The 19,959-nt window shown below is 61.1% G+C and carries 14 protein-coding genes; 3 read left to right on the plus strand and 11 right to left on the minus strand.

Features of this window, described 5'->3' with window-relative positions; genetic code table 11:
- Positions 1 to 16 precede the first annotated feature (16 nt).
- Positions 17 to 337 carry a DUF1963 domain-containing protein gene (locus BW38_RS11450; RefSeq protein ID WP_032976143.1) on the minus strand — a complete coding sequence of 107 codons (321 nt, stop codon included), beginning with the start codon at positions 335 to 337 and terminating at the stop codon, positions 17 to 19.
- A gap of 548 nt (positions 338 to 885) precedes the next feature.
- On the opposite strand from BW38_RS11450, the gene BW38_RS11445 reads away from it, so the two are divergent.
- On the plus strand, positions 886 to 1,461 hold the full coding sequence (locus BW38_RS11445) for a hypothetical protein (RefSeq protein ID WP_025874965.1): 576 nt from the start codon (positions 886 to 888) through the stop codon (positions 1,459 to 1,461).
- 95 nt (positions 1,462 to 1,556) lie between these two features.
- On the opposite strand, the gene BW38_RS11440 is transcribed toward BW38_RS11445, so the two are convergent.
- Positions 1,557 to 2,396, minus strand: coding sequence for a type 1 glutamine amidotransferase domain-containing protein (locus tag BW38_RS11440; RefSeq protein ID WP_032976145.1), 840 nt, complete (start codon positions 2,394 to 2,396; stop codon positions 1,557 to 1,559).
- A 96-nt stretch (positions 2,397 to 2,492) separates the two neighbouring features.
- Here BW38_RS11440 and BW38_RS11435 point away from each other — a divergent pair, with 96 nt between their 5' ends.
- Together BW38_RS11435 and BW38_RS0120640 are read left to right on the plus strand one after the other, a co-directional pair.
- Entirely contained in the window at positions 2,493 to 3,416 is a 924-nt protein-coding gene (locus BW38_RS11435; protein WP_032976146.1) for a LysR family transcriptional regulator, read from the plus strand.
- A gap of 551 nt (positions 3,417 to 3,967) precedes the next feature.
- Positions 3,968 to 4,324, plus strand: a complete 357-nt coding sequence (locus tag BW38_RS0120640) for a hypothetical protein (protein WP_032976147.1) — start codon at positions 3,968 to 3,970, stop codon at positions 4,322 to 4,324.
- A 63-nt stretch (positions 4,325 to 4,387) separates the two neighbouring features.
- On the opposite strand, the gene BW38_RS11430 is transcribed toward BW38_RS0120640, so the two are convergent.
- From BW38_RS11430 to BW38_RS11395, 9 genes are all read right to left on the minus strand, one after another.
- Positions 4,388 to 7,564: a type I restriction endonuclease subunit R gene (locus BW38_RS11430; RefSeq protein WP_235189940.1), complete on the minus strand. Its 3,177-nt coding sequence runs from the start codon at positions 7,562 to 7,564 to the stop codon at positions 4,388 to 4,390.
- Complete coding sequence (locus BW38_RS11425; protein ID WP_032976149.1) at positions 7,561 to 8,721, minus strand: SIR2 family protein; 1,161 nt, start codon at positions 8,719 to 8,721, stop codon at positions 7,561 to 7,563. The genes BW38_RS11430 and BW38_RS11425 overlap by 4 nt, the downstream gene beginning before the upstream one ends.
- Positions 8,721 to 10,157 (minus strand): restriction endonuclease subunit S, encoded by a 1,437-nt coding sequence (locus tag BW38_RS21220; RefSeq protein WP_051584986.1) that lies wholly within the window; start codon positions 10,155 to 10,157, stop codon positions 8,721 to 8,723. The genes BW38_RS11425 and BW38_RS21220 overlap by 1 nt, the downstream gene beginning before the upstream one ends.
- Positions 10,147 to 12,066: a class I SAM-dependent DNA methyltransferase gene (locus BW38_RS11420; protein ID WP_327083156.1), complete on the minus strand. Its 1,920-nt coding sequence runs from the start codon at positions 12,064 to 12,066 to the stop codon at positions 10,147 to 10,149. Before BW38_RS11420 ends, BW38_RS21220 begins: the two co-directional genes overlap by 11 nt.
- Positions 12,067 to 12,161: 95 nt before the next feature.
- Entirely contained in the window at positions 12,162 to 13,154 is a 993-nt protein-coding gene (locus tag BW38_RS11415) for a restriction endonuclease (protein WP_032976152.1), read from the minus strand.
- A 246-nt stretch (positions 13,155 to 13,400) separates the two neighbouring features.
- Positions 13,401 to 14,966, minus strand: coding sequence for a glutamine-hydrolyzing GMP synthase (gene guaA / locus BW38_RS11410; protein WP_012479957.1), 1,566 nt, complete (start codon positions 14,964 to 14,966; stop codon positions 13,401 to 13,403).
- A 108-nt stretch (positions 14,967 to 15,074) separates the two neighbouring features.
- Positions 15,075 to 16,532 (minus strand): IMP dehydrogenase, encoded by a 1,458-nt coding sequence (guaB, locus tag BW38_RS11405; protein WP_032976170.1) that lies wholly within the window; start codon positions 16,530 to 16,532, stop codon positions 15,075 to 15,077.
- A gap of 220 nt (positions 16,533 to 16,752) precedes the next feature.
- Positions 16,753 to 17,631, minus strand: a complete 879-nt coding sequence (gene folD, locus BW38_RS11400) for a bifunctional methylenetetrahydrofolate dehydrogenase/methenyltetrahydrofolate cyclohydrolase FolD (RefSeq protein ID WP_032976153.1) — start codon at positions 17,629 to 17,631, stop codon at positions 16,753 to 16,755.
- Positions 17,632 to 17,885: 254 nt separating this feature from the next.
- The gene (locus BW38_RS11395) at positions 17,886 to 19,721 is read right to left on the minus strand and encodes a monovalent cation:proton antiporter-2 (CPA2) family protein (RefSeq protein ID WP_032976154.1); all 1,836 of its coding nucleotides are present in this window, start codon (positions 19,719 to 19,721) and stop codon (positions 17,886 to 17,888) included.
- Positions 19,722 to 19,959: the final 238 nt, after the last annotated feature.

Below are 19,959 nucleotides of genomic sequence, written 5' to 3' on the forward strand. Positions count from 1 at the left end.
CCTGGGAAAACGGCTGTCAGTGTGACTCCACCACGCCAACGACGCGATCAAACCTGCAGTTGCGCAGATCCTCACGACTCAACCAGAACGTGGCCTGACCACTGTCGCCAAAGACCAGATCAATCGCCGGATCACACGCCAACTGCAGCAGACAGACCTCTCCGCCCTCGCCCTCCACCTCCGGCACGACGCCGTGCAAGCGTGGTACATGCCCCAGCATCTGGTGCACGCGCGATTCTGCACAGCGCTTGCGGCCGTCAGACAGCGTGCGCATGCTCTCATCAAACGGCAAATGCTCGTCCTGCAAATGGCGGTCGCGCTGGTCGGCGTGGTACATTGAATGAGCCTGAGCATCCATTTCAGTGACGTCCTTTTGAGTCTGGATCGAGCGCTACAGGTGTATCACCGTCCGGCCTTTATGTAGCGCAAGGCGATGACCCACTCACCAGCGAGCAAGAGTGCTCCTTGGTTGGCGAAATGAGCCAGTGGGTGCGGGCCGCGTCTTGGCCAGAGGCCAGAGCAGCCACTCGGCAGGCATTTGAAGAAGCGCCGCGATATAAACCGCAATTAAAGCGTGCCGATTACGGCACCAGCCGGTGGGCGACGCCGTGATGCGAGCTCCATCTCAGTTTCAATTCTGGCTGGTGGTGCTCGTATTGTGTGTTACGGCGCGGCGCACTGTCCCGCTGCAGCAGCGCCTGATGGACTCAAAAGACACTCTGGCGTTCCGCATTGGCGGGGGTTGCAGGCCACCCCCCTTTCGCCCCGGACCGACGCCGGCAGCATCGTGACTGCTGCCATGTTTGTCGCAATCGCCAAGCACTTTGCCCCGCTAGCGGGGAACGGATGAAGAAGAAAGTCCACTCTTGAGAGGAGAACTCTGTAATGAACGCAGATGATGTGAAGTCGATACCGATGATGGACCCGCTCGCGAAGCAGCACCCAGATGGATCGAGTGCACCCAGACGCACAATCTATGTGGATCTTGATGGTGTGATGGCTGACTTCGACGCGGCATTTCCTGCCCTTTTTGGCCTGGACCATCGTTTGCTCGCCGACGATGAAATGTGGGGGCACATCAACAACCACCCGTCATTCTTCCGCGACCTTCCGCCGATGCACGGTGCAGTGGAGTTCTTCCACAGCATCCATCACTTGAATCCGGTGATTCTCACTGCCTGTCCGAAATCGAACTATCCGCTCGCTGCGATGCAGAAGCGACAGTGGGTTCGCGAACACTTGTCAGCAACCTGCCTGGTGTTGCCTGTGCTCGGCGGCAGGCATAAGCCTCTCTTCATGCACCAGCCGGGCGATGTTCTGATCGATGATTTCAAAGAGAACTGTGATGCTTGGACAGCGGCGGGAGGCGTGGCGATCAGGCACGCCGGCGATTGGGCACTGACGCGTCACGCGCTTTCCGAAATAGAAGACCTGTCAGGAACAGCGCGCGTGGCGGGCTGATTCCTCCTGTAAGGGCCACGTCGATATCTCCATAGACAGGCCGAGGAACTGGCCCCTCGGCCCCCAAGGCGGGCAACCTGCTTTGTAGCCCCGCCTTACCTCAGCCGCTCAACCAACCGCTGCCCCACCTCCAACGCCGAAGCCGGGTTCTGCCCGGTAATCAGCTCCCGATCCACCACCACATGCCCAGTCCACGGCGTGGCATTGCTGCTGAACCGCGCCCCCGCCCGCTGCAGCGCAGTCTGCGGGTAGAACTTCATCTCGCCGCCGCCCAGCAGCGGCTTGGCCTGCTCTTCTTCCTGGTTGCTGATTACCGTCATCTGGTAGCCGCTGTAGATCCACTTCGGCGTGGCCGGCATCGCCCCAACTTCCAGCTTCGCCACAAAACCACCCGCATCCGGCAGCGTGGACAGCAGCGCGATCGGCCCATGGCAGACCAGCGCGGTGGTCTTGTTTCGCTGGTGGAAGTCGGCCAGCAGCCGGCCCAGCGCCGGGCTCTTCAGCAGGTCCTGCATCGGCGCGTGGCCACCGGGAATGTAGACCGCATCGAAGCGCGCGTAGCCCTGCTGCTCGATGCGCGCCAGGCTGACCACCGGCGAGGCGGTCGGCGAGGTCAGCGCCAGTTTCTCCAGCAGATCCTTGTGCAGCGTCAGCTGCGCGGCATCGTTGCCGAAGTACGCCGGCGTCACCGAAGACGCATCCACCGTCGGCGCCCGCCCCTGCGGCGTGGCGAAGGTCACCTCGTGGCCCGCGTCCAGCAACAGCTTGACCGGCTGCATCAGCTCGTTGAGATAGAAGCCGGTGGACAGCACCTTGCCGTCCTTCAGGTCCAGGTGGTTTTCGTCGGACAGCACCACCAGCACGTTGGCGGCATGCGCGCCGCTGGCGGCCAAGGTCAGGGCCAGCGCTGCGGCCAGCCGGGTCATCAGGTTCATGGGGAGCTCCTATCGGGGAATGGCCGCCACTTTATTCATCGCCCCAGCGGCGATAAATTGGCCTCATCGCAAAAGATCTGTTCCCCGGAGAGCCAAATGAGCCGCAAGTTCGACTACCTGGGCGATGTGGAGGTGTTCCTGGCGGTTGTCGAGCACGGCTCGTTCACGGCCGGCGCGGTGGCGCTGTCCACCACGCCCTCGGTGCTGAGCCGCGCGGTCACCCGTCTGGAAGCGCGGCTGGGCCGCCAGCTGCTGCAGCGGACCACCCGCTGCGTGGGCCTCACCGACGCCGGGCGGCTCTACCGGGAACAGGTGCGCACCGCCTTCGGCCTGCTGGACGACGCCGAGCGCGACGTACTGGCCCAGGACGGTGCGCTGGCCGGCCGCGTGCGCCTGAGCGTGCCCACCACCTATGGCCACTACCGGCTGCCGCCCGTGCTGGCGCGCTTTGCGCAGCAGTACCCGCAGGTGCAGGTGGAACTGAACATCACCAACCGCAACGTGGACCTGGTGGCCGAAGGCTTCGACCTGGCCATCCGCCTGGGCCAGCTGCCGGACAGCGGGCTGGTGGCGCGCAAACTGGAAGACGCGCCGCTGCTGCTGGTGGCCGCGCCGGACTACCTGCAGCGCCGCGGCACGCCGCAGACGCTGGACGACCTGCAGCAGCACCTGTGCCTGCCCTTCGTGATGCCACGCACCGGGCGGCTGGCGCCGTGGATCTTCCGCGACGGCGGGCGCGACGTGGACTGGCTGCCGCGTTCGTCCATCGAGACATCCGACGATGTGCTGGGCGTGGTGTCGCTGGCCGAACAGGGCATCGGCATCTGCCAGAGCTATGAGTTCATCGTGCGCGAGCGGTTGCAGCGTGGACAGTTGGTGGAAGTGTTGCCGCAACTGCGTGGACGGTCGCGGCCGTTCTCGGTGATCTATGCGCCGCATCGGCGGCAGTCGGCGGCGGCGCGGGCGATGATTGAGCTGCTGGTGGGGAATGCGGCGGTGGTTGAGGACGGCGTCGGCTAAGGATGCGATGCCTTCTTGCGGTGTCGGGTTTGAACCGATTTTCGGACCACGCGGCTGATCCGGCGCCGCTCCCTGCCGAGGCCGACTAAGAACTGTTGCAAAGAAGGCCATAGCACTATTCGCTTGCGGCACGGGCGATTGCGCCACTTTGATTCGCAATAAGCAGAGCATCTGCACGAATACGTCTGGTGGCGTCGCGTGCTGCACGAATGGCGCGTGCAACAATAGTTCTTCGCTCTCGAATCCCGCGATTTCTTCGCGAATTTCAATTTGCATTCGAAGCGGCTGCGTAAACACCATGGCGCGCCACCGACAACGGGTGGCCGGGTCTGCAAACCCGAAGAAAGCGACGTCTGTTGTTTACGCTTGCCCGTCGGCACCGTCCTTAACCGGTGCCGGCGGGCAATCCGTCGGCCTCTATGGCGGGCGGTGCGTGGGGGTCTTCGGGCCCGCCGGTTTATGACGTCGCTTCGTCCGGTTTGCAGCCACGCATCGTCCGCCACCCCGCCTACGCGGTGGCGCTGTTAAGCACAGCCAAGGAAACCGACGCCATGAGCGAATCCGCCACCTTCTCCTCGTACGCCGCTGTTGAGCCCATCAACGACGACACCCCACTGCCGGACCTGAGCACCTTCTTGGGCATTCTCAAGCGCATGCGCGGATGCGAGGGGGCTGATGGGCTGCCTTGGCCGGAGAACGATGTGTCACCCGGCCGCCGCGTGAGCCTGGCAAGAACCGAGCGCGCGTTGGTGGGGCTGCTGACAGTGCTGGAGGTGCTGCACTCGGCAGACCGCTGCCGGGTGGCAGCGGAGCCGGAGCGGCATTTGGATGAGGGGGTTGTCGATGGGTTGTTTCTGGCTTGCCGAGGGCTAGCTGAGTGGGCTTGTCGGGAGGTTAGGCCGGAGTAATCCAGCAGCCCCTCGCTAGATCACACGGGCGCCTATCGGCGCCCTAATTCTTCAAACGTGCGTCTACTTTGACCACGCGTCTGACAGTGATTCCGCCTGCTTAAGCACCAGTTCGATCGCGGCGTCCTCACCTACCGGCGGGTACTTCCATTTCTTCAGGGTACGTCGCACCAGAATCCGCAACTTAGCGCGGACGCTCTCACGCACCTGCCAATCCACCGTGGTGCTATGGCGCAGCTTCTCCGTGATCTCGATGGCAATGCTCTTTAGAGTGTCGTCACCCAACTCCCGAACCGCACCTTCGTTGTTGGCCAAGGCATCATAGAAGGCTATCTCATCCTGACTCAGCCCCAATGCCGCCTCGCGGTCTAGGGCCGCTTGGAAGTCCTTGGCCATCTGGATCAACTCCTCGATGACCTGCGCCGTCTCTACCGCCCGGTTGTGGTACTTGCGCAAGGTTTCCAGCAGTCGGTCGCCGTACTTCTTCTCCTGCACCACGTTGTTCCGCGCCCGCGCCTTGATCTCGTCGCGCAGCAGCTTTTCCAGCAGTTCCACCGCCAGATTGCGGCTCTTCATCTGCCGCACGTCTTCCAAGAACTCGTCTGAAAGCAGGCCGATATTGGGCTTGTCCAGGCCCGCCAACGCGAAGATATCCGCCACCCCGTCGGCCACGATGGCGTTATCAAGAATCTGCTTGAGCGCGCTGTTCTTGTCCGCATCGGAACGCTTGCGGTCCACCGTGGTGAACTTGACGATGGCGGCCTTGACGGCGGCAAAGAAGGCAATTTCCGTGCGCAAGGCTGCGGCTTCATCGAGCGTGCTGCATAGGGAAAACGCCTTGTTCACCGCCAGCATTGCATCCAGGAAGCGCTGCTTGCCGTCCTTCAGACCCAGGATATGGTTGGCCACTGGCACCAACAGTTGCAGCGCATCCGCTTCGAACCTGCTGTAATCAAAGCCGTGCATCAACCCGCGCACGATGTCCAGCTTCTCCAGCAACACGGCCAGGGCCTCCGCCGCGCTGTGCGCAGGGTCGCCCTTGCCCTTGGATTCGGTGTAGGTCTTAAGCGCCGCTTTCAGCTCGTTGGCAATGCCGATGTAATCTACGACCAATCCACCGGGCTTGTTGCGGAACACTCGGTTGACGCGGGCGATGGCCTGCATCAGGTTGTGGCCCTTCATGGGCTTGTCTACGTACATGGTGTGGCAGCAGGGGGCGTCGAAGCCAGTCAGCCACATGTCGCGCACAATCACCAGCTTCAACGGGTCTGCCGGGTCTTTGAAGCGCTTTTCCAGGCGTTTCTTCACCTGCTGGCTGTACAGGTGCGGCTGCAGCAAGGGCTTGTCCGCTGCCGAGCCGGTCATCACTACCTTGATTGCGCCCTTATCCGAGTCGACATCGTGCCAGTCGGGGCGCAGGGCCGCGATAGCGTCGTACAGCTCGGCGCAAATGTCACGGCTCATGCACACGATCATCGCCTTTCCTTCCAGCGTGGCCGTGCGCGTCTCGAAGTGCTGCACCAAGTCGGCAGCAACCTGTTCCAGACGCGGTCGCGCACCAACCAGCTTGGTCAGCGCCGCCCAATCGCTCTTGGCCTTCTCGCGGGCAGTGATGTCTTCCTCGTCCTCGATGACCTCATCTACCTGGGCATTGAGTGCGTCGATCTCGGACTGGTTCACGTCCAGCTTAGCTAGACGGCTTTCGTAAAAGATTGGGACCGTGGCGCCATCGTCTACCGCATCCTGAATGTCGTAGATGCTGACGTAGTCGCCGAACACTGCTCGAGTGTCTTTGTCTTCCAGGGCGATGGGCGTGCCGGTAAAGCCGATGAAGGTGGCATTGGCCAGTGCGTCGCGCATGTGCTTGGCATAGCCGAACACGTATTTGCCGGTCTTGGTATCCAGCCGCCCCTTCATGCCGTACTGGCTGCGGTGCGCCTCGTCGGAGATCACAACAATATTGCTGCGATCCGACAGCAACGGGTGAAGTGCCTCATCGTCCAGCAGGGCGAACTTCTGCACCGTGGTGAAGATGATGCCGCCGGCCTCACGCGAAGCCAGCATCTCGCGCAATTCCTCGCGGCTACCGGCCTGCTCCGGCGCCTGCCTAAGGAGGTCCCCGGCGGCGCAGAAAGTGCCGAAAAGCTGACCGTCGAGATCGTTTCGGTCGGTCACCACCACCAGCGTCGGATTCTTCATCTCTGGCTGCTGCAACAGCTTGCCCGCGTAGCAGGCCATGGTGATGCTTTTGCCCGAGCCCTGCGTATGCCAGACCACGCCGGCCTTGCGGCTCCCAGATTGCACTTCTTTGCCATAGGCGGCACGCGGCTCCTGCACTTCCAACAGCCCCTTGTTCAAGTTTCTGGCTGCGATCACTGTGGCCTTCACCGCTTCGCGTACTGCATGGAACTGGTGGTAACCGGCGATCTTCTTGATGATCTGATCGGCATCCTGTTCGAACAGCACGAAATGGCGAAGGTAATCGAGAAACAGCGCAGGTTCAAAGAAGCCGCGTACTAGCGTTTCCAACTCGAACTCCAACAACGGTCGGTCGTCTTCATTAGAAATCGCACGCCAGGGCTGCATGCGCTCCTGATTGGCCGTTAATGATCCTAGTCGCGCTGTGAATCCGTCGCTGACCACCACCGCCACATTGGTGTTGAACAGGTCGCCGATCTCTTCCTTGTAGGTCTGGATCTGGTTGAAGGCATCCCAGATGTCGGTCTGCTCGTTGGCGGGGCTTTTCAGCTCGATCACTGCCAGCGGCAGACCATTGACGAAGGCCACTAGATCGGGGCGACGCGGCTGCTTGGTGCCGGTGACGGTGAACTGACTAACCAATAGAAAGTCGTTGTTGCGTGGATTGGAGAAGTCGATCAGGCTGACCAGATCGGTGCGCTTTTCGTCGTCTATGGAGAACTCGACCGGAATGCCGGCCAGTAGTAGCCGATGCACGCGGTGGTTGCGGGCGATTAGCAACGGCTCGTTCACCGTCAGCACCTCATGCGCGGCCTGTTCCAGTGCGGAGGCGGGGATGTGCGGGTTGATGCGTGCCAGCGTCGCTAGGAGGCGTTCGCGCAGCACGACCTGGCGATAGTCACTGCGGGCTGGTTGGTTCCCATCCGGAGCGATATCGTGGCCTGGCTCAAAACGCCAGCCAATCGCTTGAAACCACTCCAAGCACAAATCTTCAAGCTGCTGTTCATTTGCCATAAAAAAACCCATCTTTGAGCGGCTCATTCAAATGTCACCTGCCGGCGCGACAGAGCAATAGCAAGCCTCAAAATTTGTTCTAACAGACCGTGATCATGGCTACCGTCATCAGTGAAAGGTGCTGAATACCATATAGGCCTAATCTTCAGCTGCAGTAATCGAGCCTCTTTTTGAGCTCGCTCTTGCGGTGTGCTAGGCTCATTGAGCAAGGCAAAGTGATCAGGTATTTCGAATGCAGCCTCATCAACGACCGACTTGAACAAATCGAGCGTCTTGTCTTGCTCCAAACTGCAGCCTAGGAACAGTAGAGAATTACTGATAAAAATCTGTCGCAGAGCACGCGGCAACTGATTTTGGAATGAAAGGGGCTCACCGTAGGCAGCCTGGTATTGCTCTTGTGTAAAAACATATGTATTGTCTTGGCGCGCATCCCCATGCAGCTTTAAGATGCAGCGCTCACCGCGTAGCAAACGCTGAACGAAAGCATTACCAGGTTGCATTCCATACATATACCCATCTAGCGCCTGACCACGTTGCTGGAAAAGATCTTCGATCATTGAGTCGAAGTTGGTCGTGACGATGCAACCCTGTGCCAACTCGGGCAATAAAAGAACTGGGCCTGCAATTGCTCCTGCACGTTGGCGGAACTCAGTTTTTATGAAGTGCTTTACTTGGTTTTCTGCCGCATCGTATAGCAATTGAGCAGCTTGTAGATAATCGTATTTCGCCATCAAAGGCTCAATGTCCTGCTTTTCTACGCCATTGAGCTTTTGCGCTATTTTGCGTAATGCCTCACCCCACATAGGATAGTCGCAGGCTCTGGATATCCCGGCGCCGACAAAGGGAGAGATTCGTCCTAAGCGAACGGCATCTACCAGATCGAGAAACACGGCCACTTGATCAGACTGCTTGATGAACTGGCTTGCATCTTCATGTTGACTGACCTGACAGCGACCTTCCCAATGGTCTAGCTCATCAAGATAAGCATCGCGATCTGCCCAGTACAGTATCTCACTGATCGGATAGGCGTACTGATGCTCGGAGTCTTTCAAGCTCCTGAATGCAAGCGGCTCCGCTTCATCCAACACGGCGTTGAAATCCCCGTTGGATGAATACGCCGCTTGCAAAGCCTCCTCGACCTTGTCGACGATCAGTTTGTTTTCGCGGAGCTTCTTGATGTCCATCAGGCAGCTCCGGCGGTATTAGCAAGCTTACCCACTTCACTGACAGACAACTCGCCGCAGAGGAATTTGGGGAGGATGGTATCGCGGATTTCCGCCAGATTTCGACCCTGAAATACGTTCGATCGAATACCCTTTAATAAAGGCCCCACGATCTCGTCAAACTGTTTCATGACTAAATTTTCAGGCCTGATACAAATAACGGTTTCAAATGTTGCCTGCGTGATGGTATCGAATACAGCGCCGTGCGTATTACGCTTGAGCGTTTCAACAGCAAATTTCAAGTTGAAATAATTGAAGAAATCGCCCAGACCTTCTGCACCCACTACGCCATAGCAGGATTGATTCATTGCCATTTCCTGCCCAACCATTGCAAGTTTCCCGACCGTGCCGCGCGCGGAAATGATCGTTGTTCCTTTGCGCAGTAGTTTCGTCGAACTTTTCTGCAATCCTATCTCGGTTATTTTCTCATCGGTATCAACAACCCAAACGTCTCCATCATTGGGAACATCTTTAACCGAAAACCAGGGAACAGTACCACCCCAGTAACTGGACTCTGATCGCTTGGGTGTACCACCGCCAATCAGTTGAATCATTTTTGATAGTGGCGAGGCCTCCCATCCTTTCGGAATTCCCCCCAATTCCGACTTTTCCATGGCATCGGGAAACAGCGCGGCGGTGGTGGCGAGTTGGTCGTGGTGCTCGCGGGGCATCTGGTCGAGTTCGGCGTCGGTTTTGCCGCTGATGGCGCGCATGGCGGCGCGCAGCGCGTCTTCGCCTTGTTCGATGGCGGCGATCTTAGCATTGACCGGGTCGAAATCGACAAACCAGGATTTGAAGATGGCTTGCGCCATGGCTTCGAGGGTTTGGTTTGTGCGGCGGTTGATGTAGATTTTTTCGTCAATACATTGAATTTGACGAACGATCGCTTCCTGTATTTTCAACGGAGGAAGCCGCAACACGTGCTTTTTCAACTGCCCAAGATTAAACCCTGGAACAGCAGCCCCAATTCCATTGGATATAATCTCTTTCTGCTTGTCTGGGCTTGAAAAAACATAGTATATATAGGTCGAATGTGCCTTAGCAGGATCGACGGTTAACTTCATCTGCTTGTTAGAGACAACGTACTCACGCCACCTCGAGTTTTCATCAATCAATCCAACTTGATTAATTGTCCCCCAGCAAGTGAAGACGATGTCACCTCGCTTAGCAAGCGATCTCGAAAATTCTTTAGCTTTATCTGGCGATATAAATACTATGTTCTCGTCGATGAGTCTAACACTGATATCCGTGCTGAGATTAGACCCCCTAATAACCGGAACACCTTCGTCCACGAAAAACTTGGAACTAATCGCGGATCCGAATGGACCTGTAGCAAGAGCACTGGGTTGATCCGCTGCAATATCTTCTACTCGAACTTTTTTCCACTCAAGCCCCATAGCCCAGCTCCGCAAGATTCTTATTGATCTCCGCTTCCAGCTTCGCGCTTTCCGCAAACTGCCCCGCCAGTTGCGCCGTCAACCGCTGCATCTTCTCGGCAAAGGGCTCACCGTCATCTTCCTGCCCCACCGCGCCCACATAGCGGCCCGGCGTCAGCACGTGCTCATGCTTGCGGATTTCGTCTAGCTTGGCGGAATAGCAAAAGCCTGGCACATCCTCGTATCCCTCGCCTTGCTGCCAAGCATGGAAGGCGTCGGCAATTGTCTGGATTTCGTCCGTAGTTTCATTCTGAATGAAGTCGCGCAGTACGCGATCCTTCATATAGCCCAACTGGCGGGCATCAATGAACAGAAATTCACCGCGACGGTCGCGCTTCTTCTTGTCCAGCGCGAAGCCGTTCTGCTTGTCCCGGGTCAGGAACCAGATGCAGGCCGGAATCTGGGTATTAGTGAACAACTGGCCGGGCAGCGCGACCATGCACTCCACGTAGTCGTCCTCGATCAGCCGCTTGCGGATTTCGCCCTCGTTGTTGGTGTTGGAACTCATGGAGCCGTTGGCCAGCAGCAGCGCCATGCTGCCGGTGGGAGCCAGGTGCCAGAGCATGTGCTGCAACCAGGCGAAGTTGGCGTTGCCCTGCGGCGGCGTACCGGCGATCCAGCGCGGATCGGCGGCCAGCTTTTCGTTCCACCATTCCTTCATGTTGAAGGGCGGGTTGGCCATGACGAAATCGGCGCGCAGGTCCGGGTGCAGATCGTTTAACAGGGTATCGGCCGGGCCGGTGCCGAAGTTGAAGTCAATGCCACGGATGGCCATATTCATCGCGGCCAATCGCCAAGTGGTAGGGTTGCTCTCCTGCCCGTAGACACTAATCTGCCCGCTCTTGCCGTTGGCTGCCTTGCCGCCGTGCTGTTCGATGAACTCCTCGCTTTGCACGAAGAAACCACCGGAGCCCATGGCCGGGTCGTAGACGCGGCCTTTGAACGGCTGGAGCATTTCCACGATCAGGGTGACGATGCTCTTTGGAGTGTAGTACTGGCCGCCCTTCTTGCCTTCGGCCAGGGCGAACTGGCCGAGGAAGTATTCGTAGACGTGGCCGAGGATGTCCTTGGATTTCAGGTCCAGCGGCTGGCCCTTGTACTCCTTGGCGCTGAAGTCGGTATCCGAGAAGTGGCTGATCAGCCCGGCCAGCTTGCTGGAATCGAGCTGCACGCGGGCGAAGTCTTTGTTGAGCACGTTCTTCAGGCGGGCGTTCTCGCGCTCGACAGCCTCCATGGCGTTGTCGATCAGCCAGCCGACCGAGCGCATTTCCTCCGGCTCGTCCTTGCCCGGCTTGTTCCACGGCAGCGCCGCTTTGGGCGGCAGTTGCGCGCAATCGCGGAGGGTTTGCCAACGCGCTTCCACCGGGACCCAGAACACGTTCTTCTCGGTGTAGTAGTCACGTACTTCCAGCTCTGCGGCGATGTTATCTTCGTACTCCTGGGTGCCTGCCCCGCCGTACTCGTCCGGATCCATGTAGTAGTCATGATCCGGGTTGGTGAACTGTTCGCGCAATTCGCGCTGCCGTTCCTCGAAAGTATCGGAGACGTATTTGAGGAAGATCAGCCCGAGCACGACGTGCTTGTACACGGCGGCGTCGAGGTTGGAGCGCAGCTTGTCTGCAGCAGTCCAGAGCTTCTTTTCCAGGTCGTTGAAGAACTGTTGTTCTATGGGTTTCATGTTTTTGTCCCGTGTTGCGTTGTGACTGTCTTCCTTGCCGGTCGCACTGGCCTCTCGCCTGTTGACCGTTGATTGCTTGGCGGTGGGTTTGTGCAAGGATAAATCGTTGTCGTTCAAGGCCGCCGAATCGTCGGAAGTAAATAGCGCATAGCATTGGAAGATACTGCCCTGCTGGCTCAGCGCTTCAAGCAACCCCTCATTTATTGGACTACCGCCAATGACACCGGATCTTCCAATGCACTGTTCAATATTCTGTTCTATGGGAATTACCTACTCTTTCCCCAGTGTCAGGCAGGCCAGTAAAGCCGCTTTAGCGGCACAATCCGTTTGGTTTCGGCGTCGGTAGCGTCGTAGTGCTCGATCAGGGCGCGCACCACATGGTCGAGCGTCCACATGGCTAGAGGGATGGATGCCCGATCTGCTTCGTACTGGGCGTCCTTGGTGAAGCCGCCGGTACTGACGTACAGACCGCGATCATCCTTGTGGCGGCCGCCGAGGAAGCTGCGGATTTCCTGACTTCCCATCTGGCCCCTACGGTGCTTGACCTCCACGACGATACGCGGATGTTCGAATCCGAACCCATCCGGCGAGGCAACAATATCTTTACCTCGATCTGAACCTGGCGGAGAAACCTGAGTCTTGTAGCCCATGGCGCGCAATATTCCCGCCACTAGCTGCTGCATGTCGTCCCAATCAAGCTCGTTGACGCGGTCTTTGATTCGCTCCACCGCTTGAGAGTCGATGTCAGCCAGAGGATCTGCTACTACCTCATCTGCCTCATCATCGGCCATCGGGGCCGACTGCCCCTGAAGAGCGGCTAGAACTTCGGCAGCAGCAACTCGCGGCACCTCGAACAACGTCAAGGTGGAACCAAGACTATTCTTTGTACCGGTGCCCAAACGATCGCGTGGCAATTCCTGCGCGCCCCAGTGAACATCTCGGGCTAAAGGCATGCCCTGCTCTGCCCAATCGGCATGATGCGTAGCGGGACCAGCAATCTTACCGATCGAGTAAATGCGGTTTGGAGGAGAATAGGTAACAACCCAATCGCCATCTCGAATGTCGTTGACGAAGCGCCACACCTGAGAAGCGCCTGACACTACCGTGCCATGCTTGGCCTGCGGCTCAGCTGCCTGATAGAGGGCGATCAGCTGTTTTCGACCAACGCCAGGTTTGGCATGAGCAGCGAGCTGACTCCAGCCCACAGCAACGACACCGCGCTCTCGAAAAGCGTCGTACAAGGTGCCGCCATCGCCGCGAACCATCCACATCCGTTCCATCGCGCCTCCTCCCGTTCTCGAAACCATTAATCCAGCCCGCCCAAGAACTCGGCTGTCAGCACGACGGACTTGATACTTCGCAAGCTGTGGCTCTGCGAGTCAAGATCTTGGCGAAGCGGTTTCCCGCGACATTGTATCAGCGCCCGATGGTCGTCAATGCCCCTGCTAGGCCCGCCCATTGGGCCCAGCTAAAGGGCTGCCCCCACAAACAACGAGGGCGCCTCTCGGCGCCCTCGTTCTTTCAACTCATTCCCACTCAATAGTAGCCGGCGGCTTCCCCGAGATGTCATAAACCACCCGCGACACCCCCCGCAACTCATTGATGATCCGGTTGCTCACCGTCCCCAGGAACTCATACGGCAGATGCGCCCAATGTGCCGTCATGAAATCAATCGTCTCCACCGCACGCAGCGCAATCACCCACTCATAAGCGCGCGCATCGCCCACCACGCCCACCGACTTCACCGGCAGGAACACGGCAAACGCCTGGCTGGTCTTGTCGTACAGGTCCGCCTTGCGCAGCTCATCAATGAAGATGGCATCGGCCTTGGCCAGCAGCTCGGCGTATTCGCGCTTCACTTCACCCAGAATACGCACGCCCAGGCCCGGGCCCGGGAACGGGTGGCGGTAGACCATGGTGCGCGGCAGACCCAGCTCAACACCCAGGCGGCGCACTTCGTCCTTGAACAGCTCGCGCAGCGGCTCCACTAGGCCCAGCTTCATGTGCTCCGGCAGGCCGCCCACGTTGTGGTGGCTCTTGATCACATGTGCCTTGCCGGTCTTGCTGCCGGCCGACTCGATCACGTCCGGGTAGATGGTCCCCTGCGCCAGCCACTTGGCGTTCTTCAGCTTGTTCGACTCTTCATCGAAGATCTCAACGAACAGGTTGCCGATGATCTTGCGCTTGGCTTCCGGGTCACTCACGCCTTCCAGCGCGGCGAAGTAACGATCGGCGGCATTCACGCGCACCACCTTTACGCCCATGTGCTCGGCGAACATCGCCATCACCTGGTCGCCTTCCTGCCAGCGCAGCAGGCCGGTATCCACGAACACACAGGTCAGCTTCTCGCCGATGGCCTTGTGCAGCAGCGCGGCCACCACGGACGAATCGACGCCGCCGGACAGGCCCAGGATCACTTCGTCATCGCCCACCTGTTCGCGCACGCGGGCGATCTGGTCGTCGATGATGTTGGCGGCGGTCCACAGGGTCTGGCAGCCGCACACGTCCACCACGAAGCGGCGCAGCAGCGCCTGGCCCTGCAGGGTGTGGGTCACTTCCGGGTGGAACTGCACGCCGTACCAGCGCTTTTCTTCGTTGGCCATGGCGGCCACCGGAATGCGGTCGGTAGTGGCAGTGATGGTGAAGCCCGGCGGCGCAACGGAGACGTGGTCGCCGTGGCTCATCCAGACATTCAACTTCGGCTCGCCGCCGTGGTCGCTCAGGCCCTTGAACAGCGCATCGGGGTTGATCACGTTCACTTCGGCGTGGCCGAATTCGCGCTGGTCAGCCGCTTCGGTAGCACCGCCCAGCTGCGCGGCCAGGGTCTGCATGCCGTAGCAGATGCCGAAGATCGGCAGGCCGCTGTCGAACACTTCCTGCGGCGCGGCGGGCGCGCCCGGCAGCGTAGTCGATTCCGGGCCACCGGACAGAATGATGCCCTTGGCGCCGAAGCCGGCAATCTCGGCCGGGTTGTGGTCCCACGCCCAGATTTCGCAGTAGACGCCCAGCTCGCGGATGCGGCGGGCAATCAGCTGCGTGTACTGCGCGCCGAAATCGAGGATGAGGATCTTGTCGTTATGGATGTTGGTCATGGCGCCCCGGCAATGCAGTAGGGAAAACGAAAACGTCAGATTTTTCAGCGGCAGATGGAGAAAGAGGAACGGGAATCAGCTTCCTCGTTCCTCTTTGCTCGTCCCGCATCAGGAGCGGTAGTTCGGCGGCTCTTTGGTGATCGTCACGTCGTGGACGTGGCTCTCGCGCTGGCCGGCGCCGCTGATCTTCACGAACTTGGGCTTGCTGCGCATGTCCTCGACGGTGGCGCAGCCCACGTAGCCCATGGTGGCGCGCAGGCCGCCCATCAGCTGGTGGATGATGCCGCCCACCGGGCCGCGGTACGGCACGCGGCCTTCAATGCCTTCGGGCACCAGCTTGTCGGCGGTGGCGGCGTCCTGGAAGTAGCGGTCCTTGGACCCCTTCTCCATCGCAGCCAGCGAGCCCATGCCGCGGTAGCTCTTGTACGAACGGCCCTGGAACAGCTCGGTTTCGCCCGGCGATTCCTCGGTACCGGCCAGCAGGCCACCAATCATGATGGTGGAGGCACCGGCGGCCAGCGCCTTGCCGATGTCGCCCGAGTAACGGATGCCACCGTCGGCGATCAGCGGGATGCGGTCCTGCAGCGCTTCGGCCACCAGGTCGATCGCGGTGATCTGCGGCACGCCCACGCCTGCCACCACGCGGGTGGTGCAGATCGAGCCCGGGCCGATGCCCACCTTCACTGCGTCCGCGCCGCTGTCCAGCAGCGCCAGCGCGGCTTCACCGGTGCAGATGTTGCCGCCGATGACCTGCACGTTCGGGAAGTTCTTCTTGACCCAGCTGACGCGGTCCAGCACGCCCTGCGAATGGCCGTGTGCGGTATCGACCACGATCACGTCCACGCCGGCAGCCACCAGCGCTTCCACGCGGCGGTCGGTATCGCCGCCCACGCCGACGGCCGCGCCGACCAACAGGCGGGTGGCGATGTCCTTGGCAGCATTCGGGAAGTCGGTGTTCTTCTGGATGTCCTTGACGGTGATCAGGCCACGCAGGGCGAAATCATCGTTGACCACCAGCACCTTTTCGATGCGGTTGCGGTGCAGCAGCTGCAGCACTTCATCCGACGCGGCGCCTTCCTTGACCGTGATCAGGCGATCCTTCTTGGTCATGATGTGGCGGACCGGATCGTCCAGCTCGGTCTCGAAGCGCATGTCGCGATGGGTCACGATGCCGGCCAGCAGGCCGTCGCTGCCCACCACCGGCACGCCGGAGATGTTGTGCGCCTGGGTCAGGGCCAGCACGTCGCGGATGGTGGTTTCCGGGCCGACGGTGATCGGGTCGCGGATGACGCCGGCCTCGAACTTCTTGACCTTGGCCACTTCCGCGGCCTGCTGCTCCACGCTCAGGTTCTTGTGGATGATGCCCATGCCACCCAGCTGTGCCATGGCGATGGCCAGGCGTGCTTCGGTGACGGTATCCATGGCGGCGGACAGGATCGGAAGCTTGAGCTTCAGGTCGCGCGTCAACCGCGTTTCGAGGTTGACGTCCTTGGGCAGGATGGTCGAATGAGCGGGGACGAGCGAGACGTCGTCGTAAGTGAGTGCTTCAGCCTGGATGCGCAGCATCGGCATACCCGAGATGTGGGGAAGCGCGACATTTTACCCTGTTTTGGCGACCAAGAACAGTAATTTTGGTAACCGGAAATAGGTAATCCTGCGACACAGTGTCGCGCGGGCGGGGATCTGTTCAGGGCACCCACCGAAGCGGGTAGTGCCGGCCGCTGGCCGGCAACCTCTGGACCTTCGGATGGCATACCGGGTTGCCGGCCAGCGGCCGGCACTACCGTCAAATCCCAGCTTCCGCCGCTTCCAACGTGTTCTGCATCAACGTGGCCACGGTCATCGGGCCTACGCCACCCGGCACCGGGGTGATCCAGCTCGCCCGCTGCGCTGCGGCCTCAAACCCGACATCGCCCACCAACCGGCCGTCATCCAAGCGGTTGATGCCAACGTCGATCACCACCGCGCCCGGCTTCACCCACTCGCCCGGCACGATGTCCGGCCGGCCCACCGCCACCACCAGGATGTCGGCGTTGCGCACGGCCTGTTCCAACACGTCCTTGGGGGTGAACTTGTGGCAGCTGGTCACGGTGCAACCGGCAATCAGCAGCTCCAGACCCATCGGCCGGCCGACGTGGTTGCTGACGCCGACGATGGTGGCGTTGCGGCCGCGCACCGGCTGGTCGGTGTGCCCCAGCAGCGTGGTGATGCCACGCGGGGTGCACGGGCGCAGGCCGAACTCGCGCAGGGCCAGGTGGCCGACGTTTTCCGGATGGAAACCATCCACGTCCTTGCGCGGGTCGATGCGCTGGATCAGCCGACGCGCATCGGGAATGCCCGGCAGCGGCAGCTGGATCAAAATGCCGTTGATCTTCGGGTCGGCGTTGAGCTGGTCGATCAGGTCGAGCAGCTCGGCCTCGGTGGTGCCGGCCGGCAGGTCGTAGTCATACGCTTCGATACCGACCTTCTCGGCCGCGCGGCGCTTGTTGCGCACGTACACGGTCGAAGCCGGGTCGCCCCCCACCAGCACCACGGCCAGGCCCGGGCGGCTGCCACCGGCGGCGACACGGGCGTCGACCCGCACCTTCAGGCTGTCGAGCAGGTCCTCGGCGATACGGCGGCCATCGAGGATGCGGGCAGGAAGCTGGGGGGCGGAGTCGGTCATCGGGTGCGGGCGTGGGGCGGCGGGGACGCTATTGTCCCCGATTCACGCCCCCTCGCCCACCGCTGCGCTCGCCGGGCATGGCCCGGCGCTACCGACTTGCTGCGCCCGCTGCGCTCGCCGGGCATGGCCCGGCGCTACCGGATTGCTGCGCCCGCTGCGCTCGCCGGGCATGGCCCGGCGCTACCCACGGAATCGCGCGACGCCCCGGTAGCGCCGGGCCATGCCCGGCGAGCGCGAAGCGCGGCGCGTGACGCTCATTCCTCTTCTTCTTCCGGCACTTCATCCGCATTGAGCGTGCGTGCCTTGCGCTTGGGCGCGGTAAACGGCGTCGGCGTCGGCACACCCGGCAGCGCGCTGCCAAACACCATGTGCGCGCCGGCCCTCAGGCTGCCACCGGCCATTTCCAGCTCGAAGCGCTCGGCATCGCGCTCGCGGATCTGCTCGGCAATCTCGCGCGCATCGTCTTCGTCCGCGCCCAGCTCCACCAGTGCCGCCTGCCCGAACAGCAGCGCCGACTCGAAGGTTTCGCGGATCTGGAAGTCCACGCCAGCATGGATCAACCGCAGCGAATGTTCGCGGTCGAACGAGCGCACCAGCAGCTTGGCCTGCGGGAACTGATGGGCAACCAGTTCGACGATGCGGTCGGCGTCCTCGGCATTGTTCACGCACACCGCAATCGCCCGCGCACTGCCCGCGCCGGAGGCATGCAGCACGTCCAGCCGGGTGCCGTCGCCGTAATAGATCTTGAAACCGAAGCGCTCGGCGTTGTGGATCATCTCCACATCGTTGTCGATGATGGTCACGTCCACGTCGCGGGCCAGCAGCGACTGGCTGGCCACCTGGCCGAAGCGGCCGAAGCCGATCAGCAGCACGCTGCCGGACAGGCCATCGGCGGTATCCACGCCTTCCAGGCTGACGGTCGGCGTCGGCGCCACGCGCTTGTAGACCAGCACCACCAGCGGCGTCAGCGCCATCGACAGCACCACCACGGCAGTGAAGTTGGCATTGATGTCCAGGCTGATCACCCCGGCACTGGCTGCGGCGGAGAACAGCACGAAGGCGAATTCGCCGCCCTGTGCCATCAGCACGCCACGGTCCAGTGCCTGCGCGTGGTCGCTGCCCATCAGGCGCGCCACCACGTAGATGCACGCCGCCTTGGCCGCCATCAGCGCCACTACCAGGCCAAGGATCATCGGCCAGTTGCCGGCCACCACGCCCAGGTCCAGCGCCATGCCCACGCTGAGGAAGAACAGGCCCAGCAGGATGCCGCGGAACGGTTCGATGTCTGCTTCAATCTGGTGGCGGAAGGTCGATTCGCTCAGCAGCACGCCGGCCAGGAACGCGCCCATCGCCATCGACAACCCGGACAGCTGCATCAGCAGCGCCGCGCCCAGCACCACCAGCAGTGCGGCAGCGGTCATCACTTCGCGCGCCTTCGATTCGGCCAGCACGCGGAACAGCGGATTGAGCAGGAAGCGGCCCACCAGCACCAGGCCGACGATGGCACCCACGCCGATCGCCACCGACATCCAGCGCGAGCCCTCGCCATCGGCACTGCCCGCAGCCGGTGCCATCCACGCGACCAGCGCCAGCAACGGCACGATCAGCAGGTCTTCGAACAACAGGATCGAGACGATCTTCTGCCCCGACGGCAGCGCGATGTCGCCGCGCTCGGCCAGCAGTTGCATCACCACCGCAGTGGAAGTCAGCACGAAACCGGTGGCGCCGATGAAAGCGATCTGCCACGGCAGCCCGAACAGCTTGGCGATGCTGGTCAGCACCAGCGCGCAGGTGACGATCTGCAGCGTGCCCAGCCCGAAGATTTCCTTGCGCAGGCTCCACAGGTGCGAGGGCCGCATTTCCAGGCCGATGACGAACAGGAACATGACCACGCCGAGTTCGGCGGTATGCAGGATCGCCTGCGGGTCGGAGAACCAGCCCAGCCCGAACGGGCCGATCGCCAGGCCGGCGGCGAAGTAGCCCAGCACCGAGCCCAGGCCGAGCCGACGGAACAGCGGCACCATCACCACCGCTGCGCCCAACAGGGCGACGACCTTGACCAGCTCGCTGGTCGCTGCTTCTACCGCCATGCGGTGGGTTCCCCGGAAATCGAAATCGGCCTCAACGATAGAGCAACACCGATGACGGCAATAGCACGTGTGTTGCGTTTTATTGTCTTGGAGATGGAACGATAGCGGGAGTGGCCCTGGGCATCATCCCGAAACCGTGAGCGCCCCTCGGTGGGCGCCAACCCGATTCGGTAGGCGCCAACCTTGGTTGGCACAAGCGCCGACCAAGGTCGGCACCTACCAGGGCCCCGCCCCCGCC

Source organism: Stenotrophomonas sp. RIT309, from assembly GCF_000632045.1.
GTDB lineage: Bacteria > Pseudomonadota > Gammaproteobacteria > Xanthomonadales > Xanthomonadaceae > Stenotrophomonas > Stenotrophomonas indicatrix.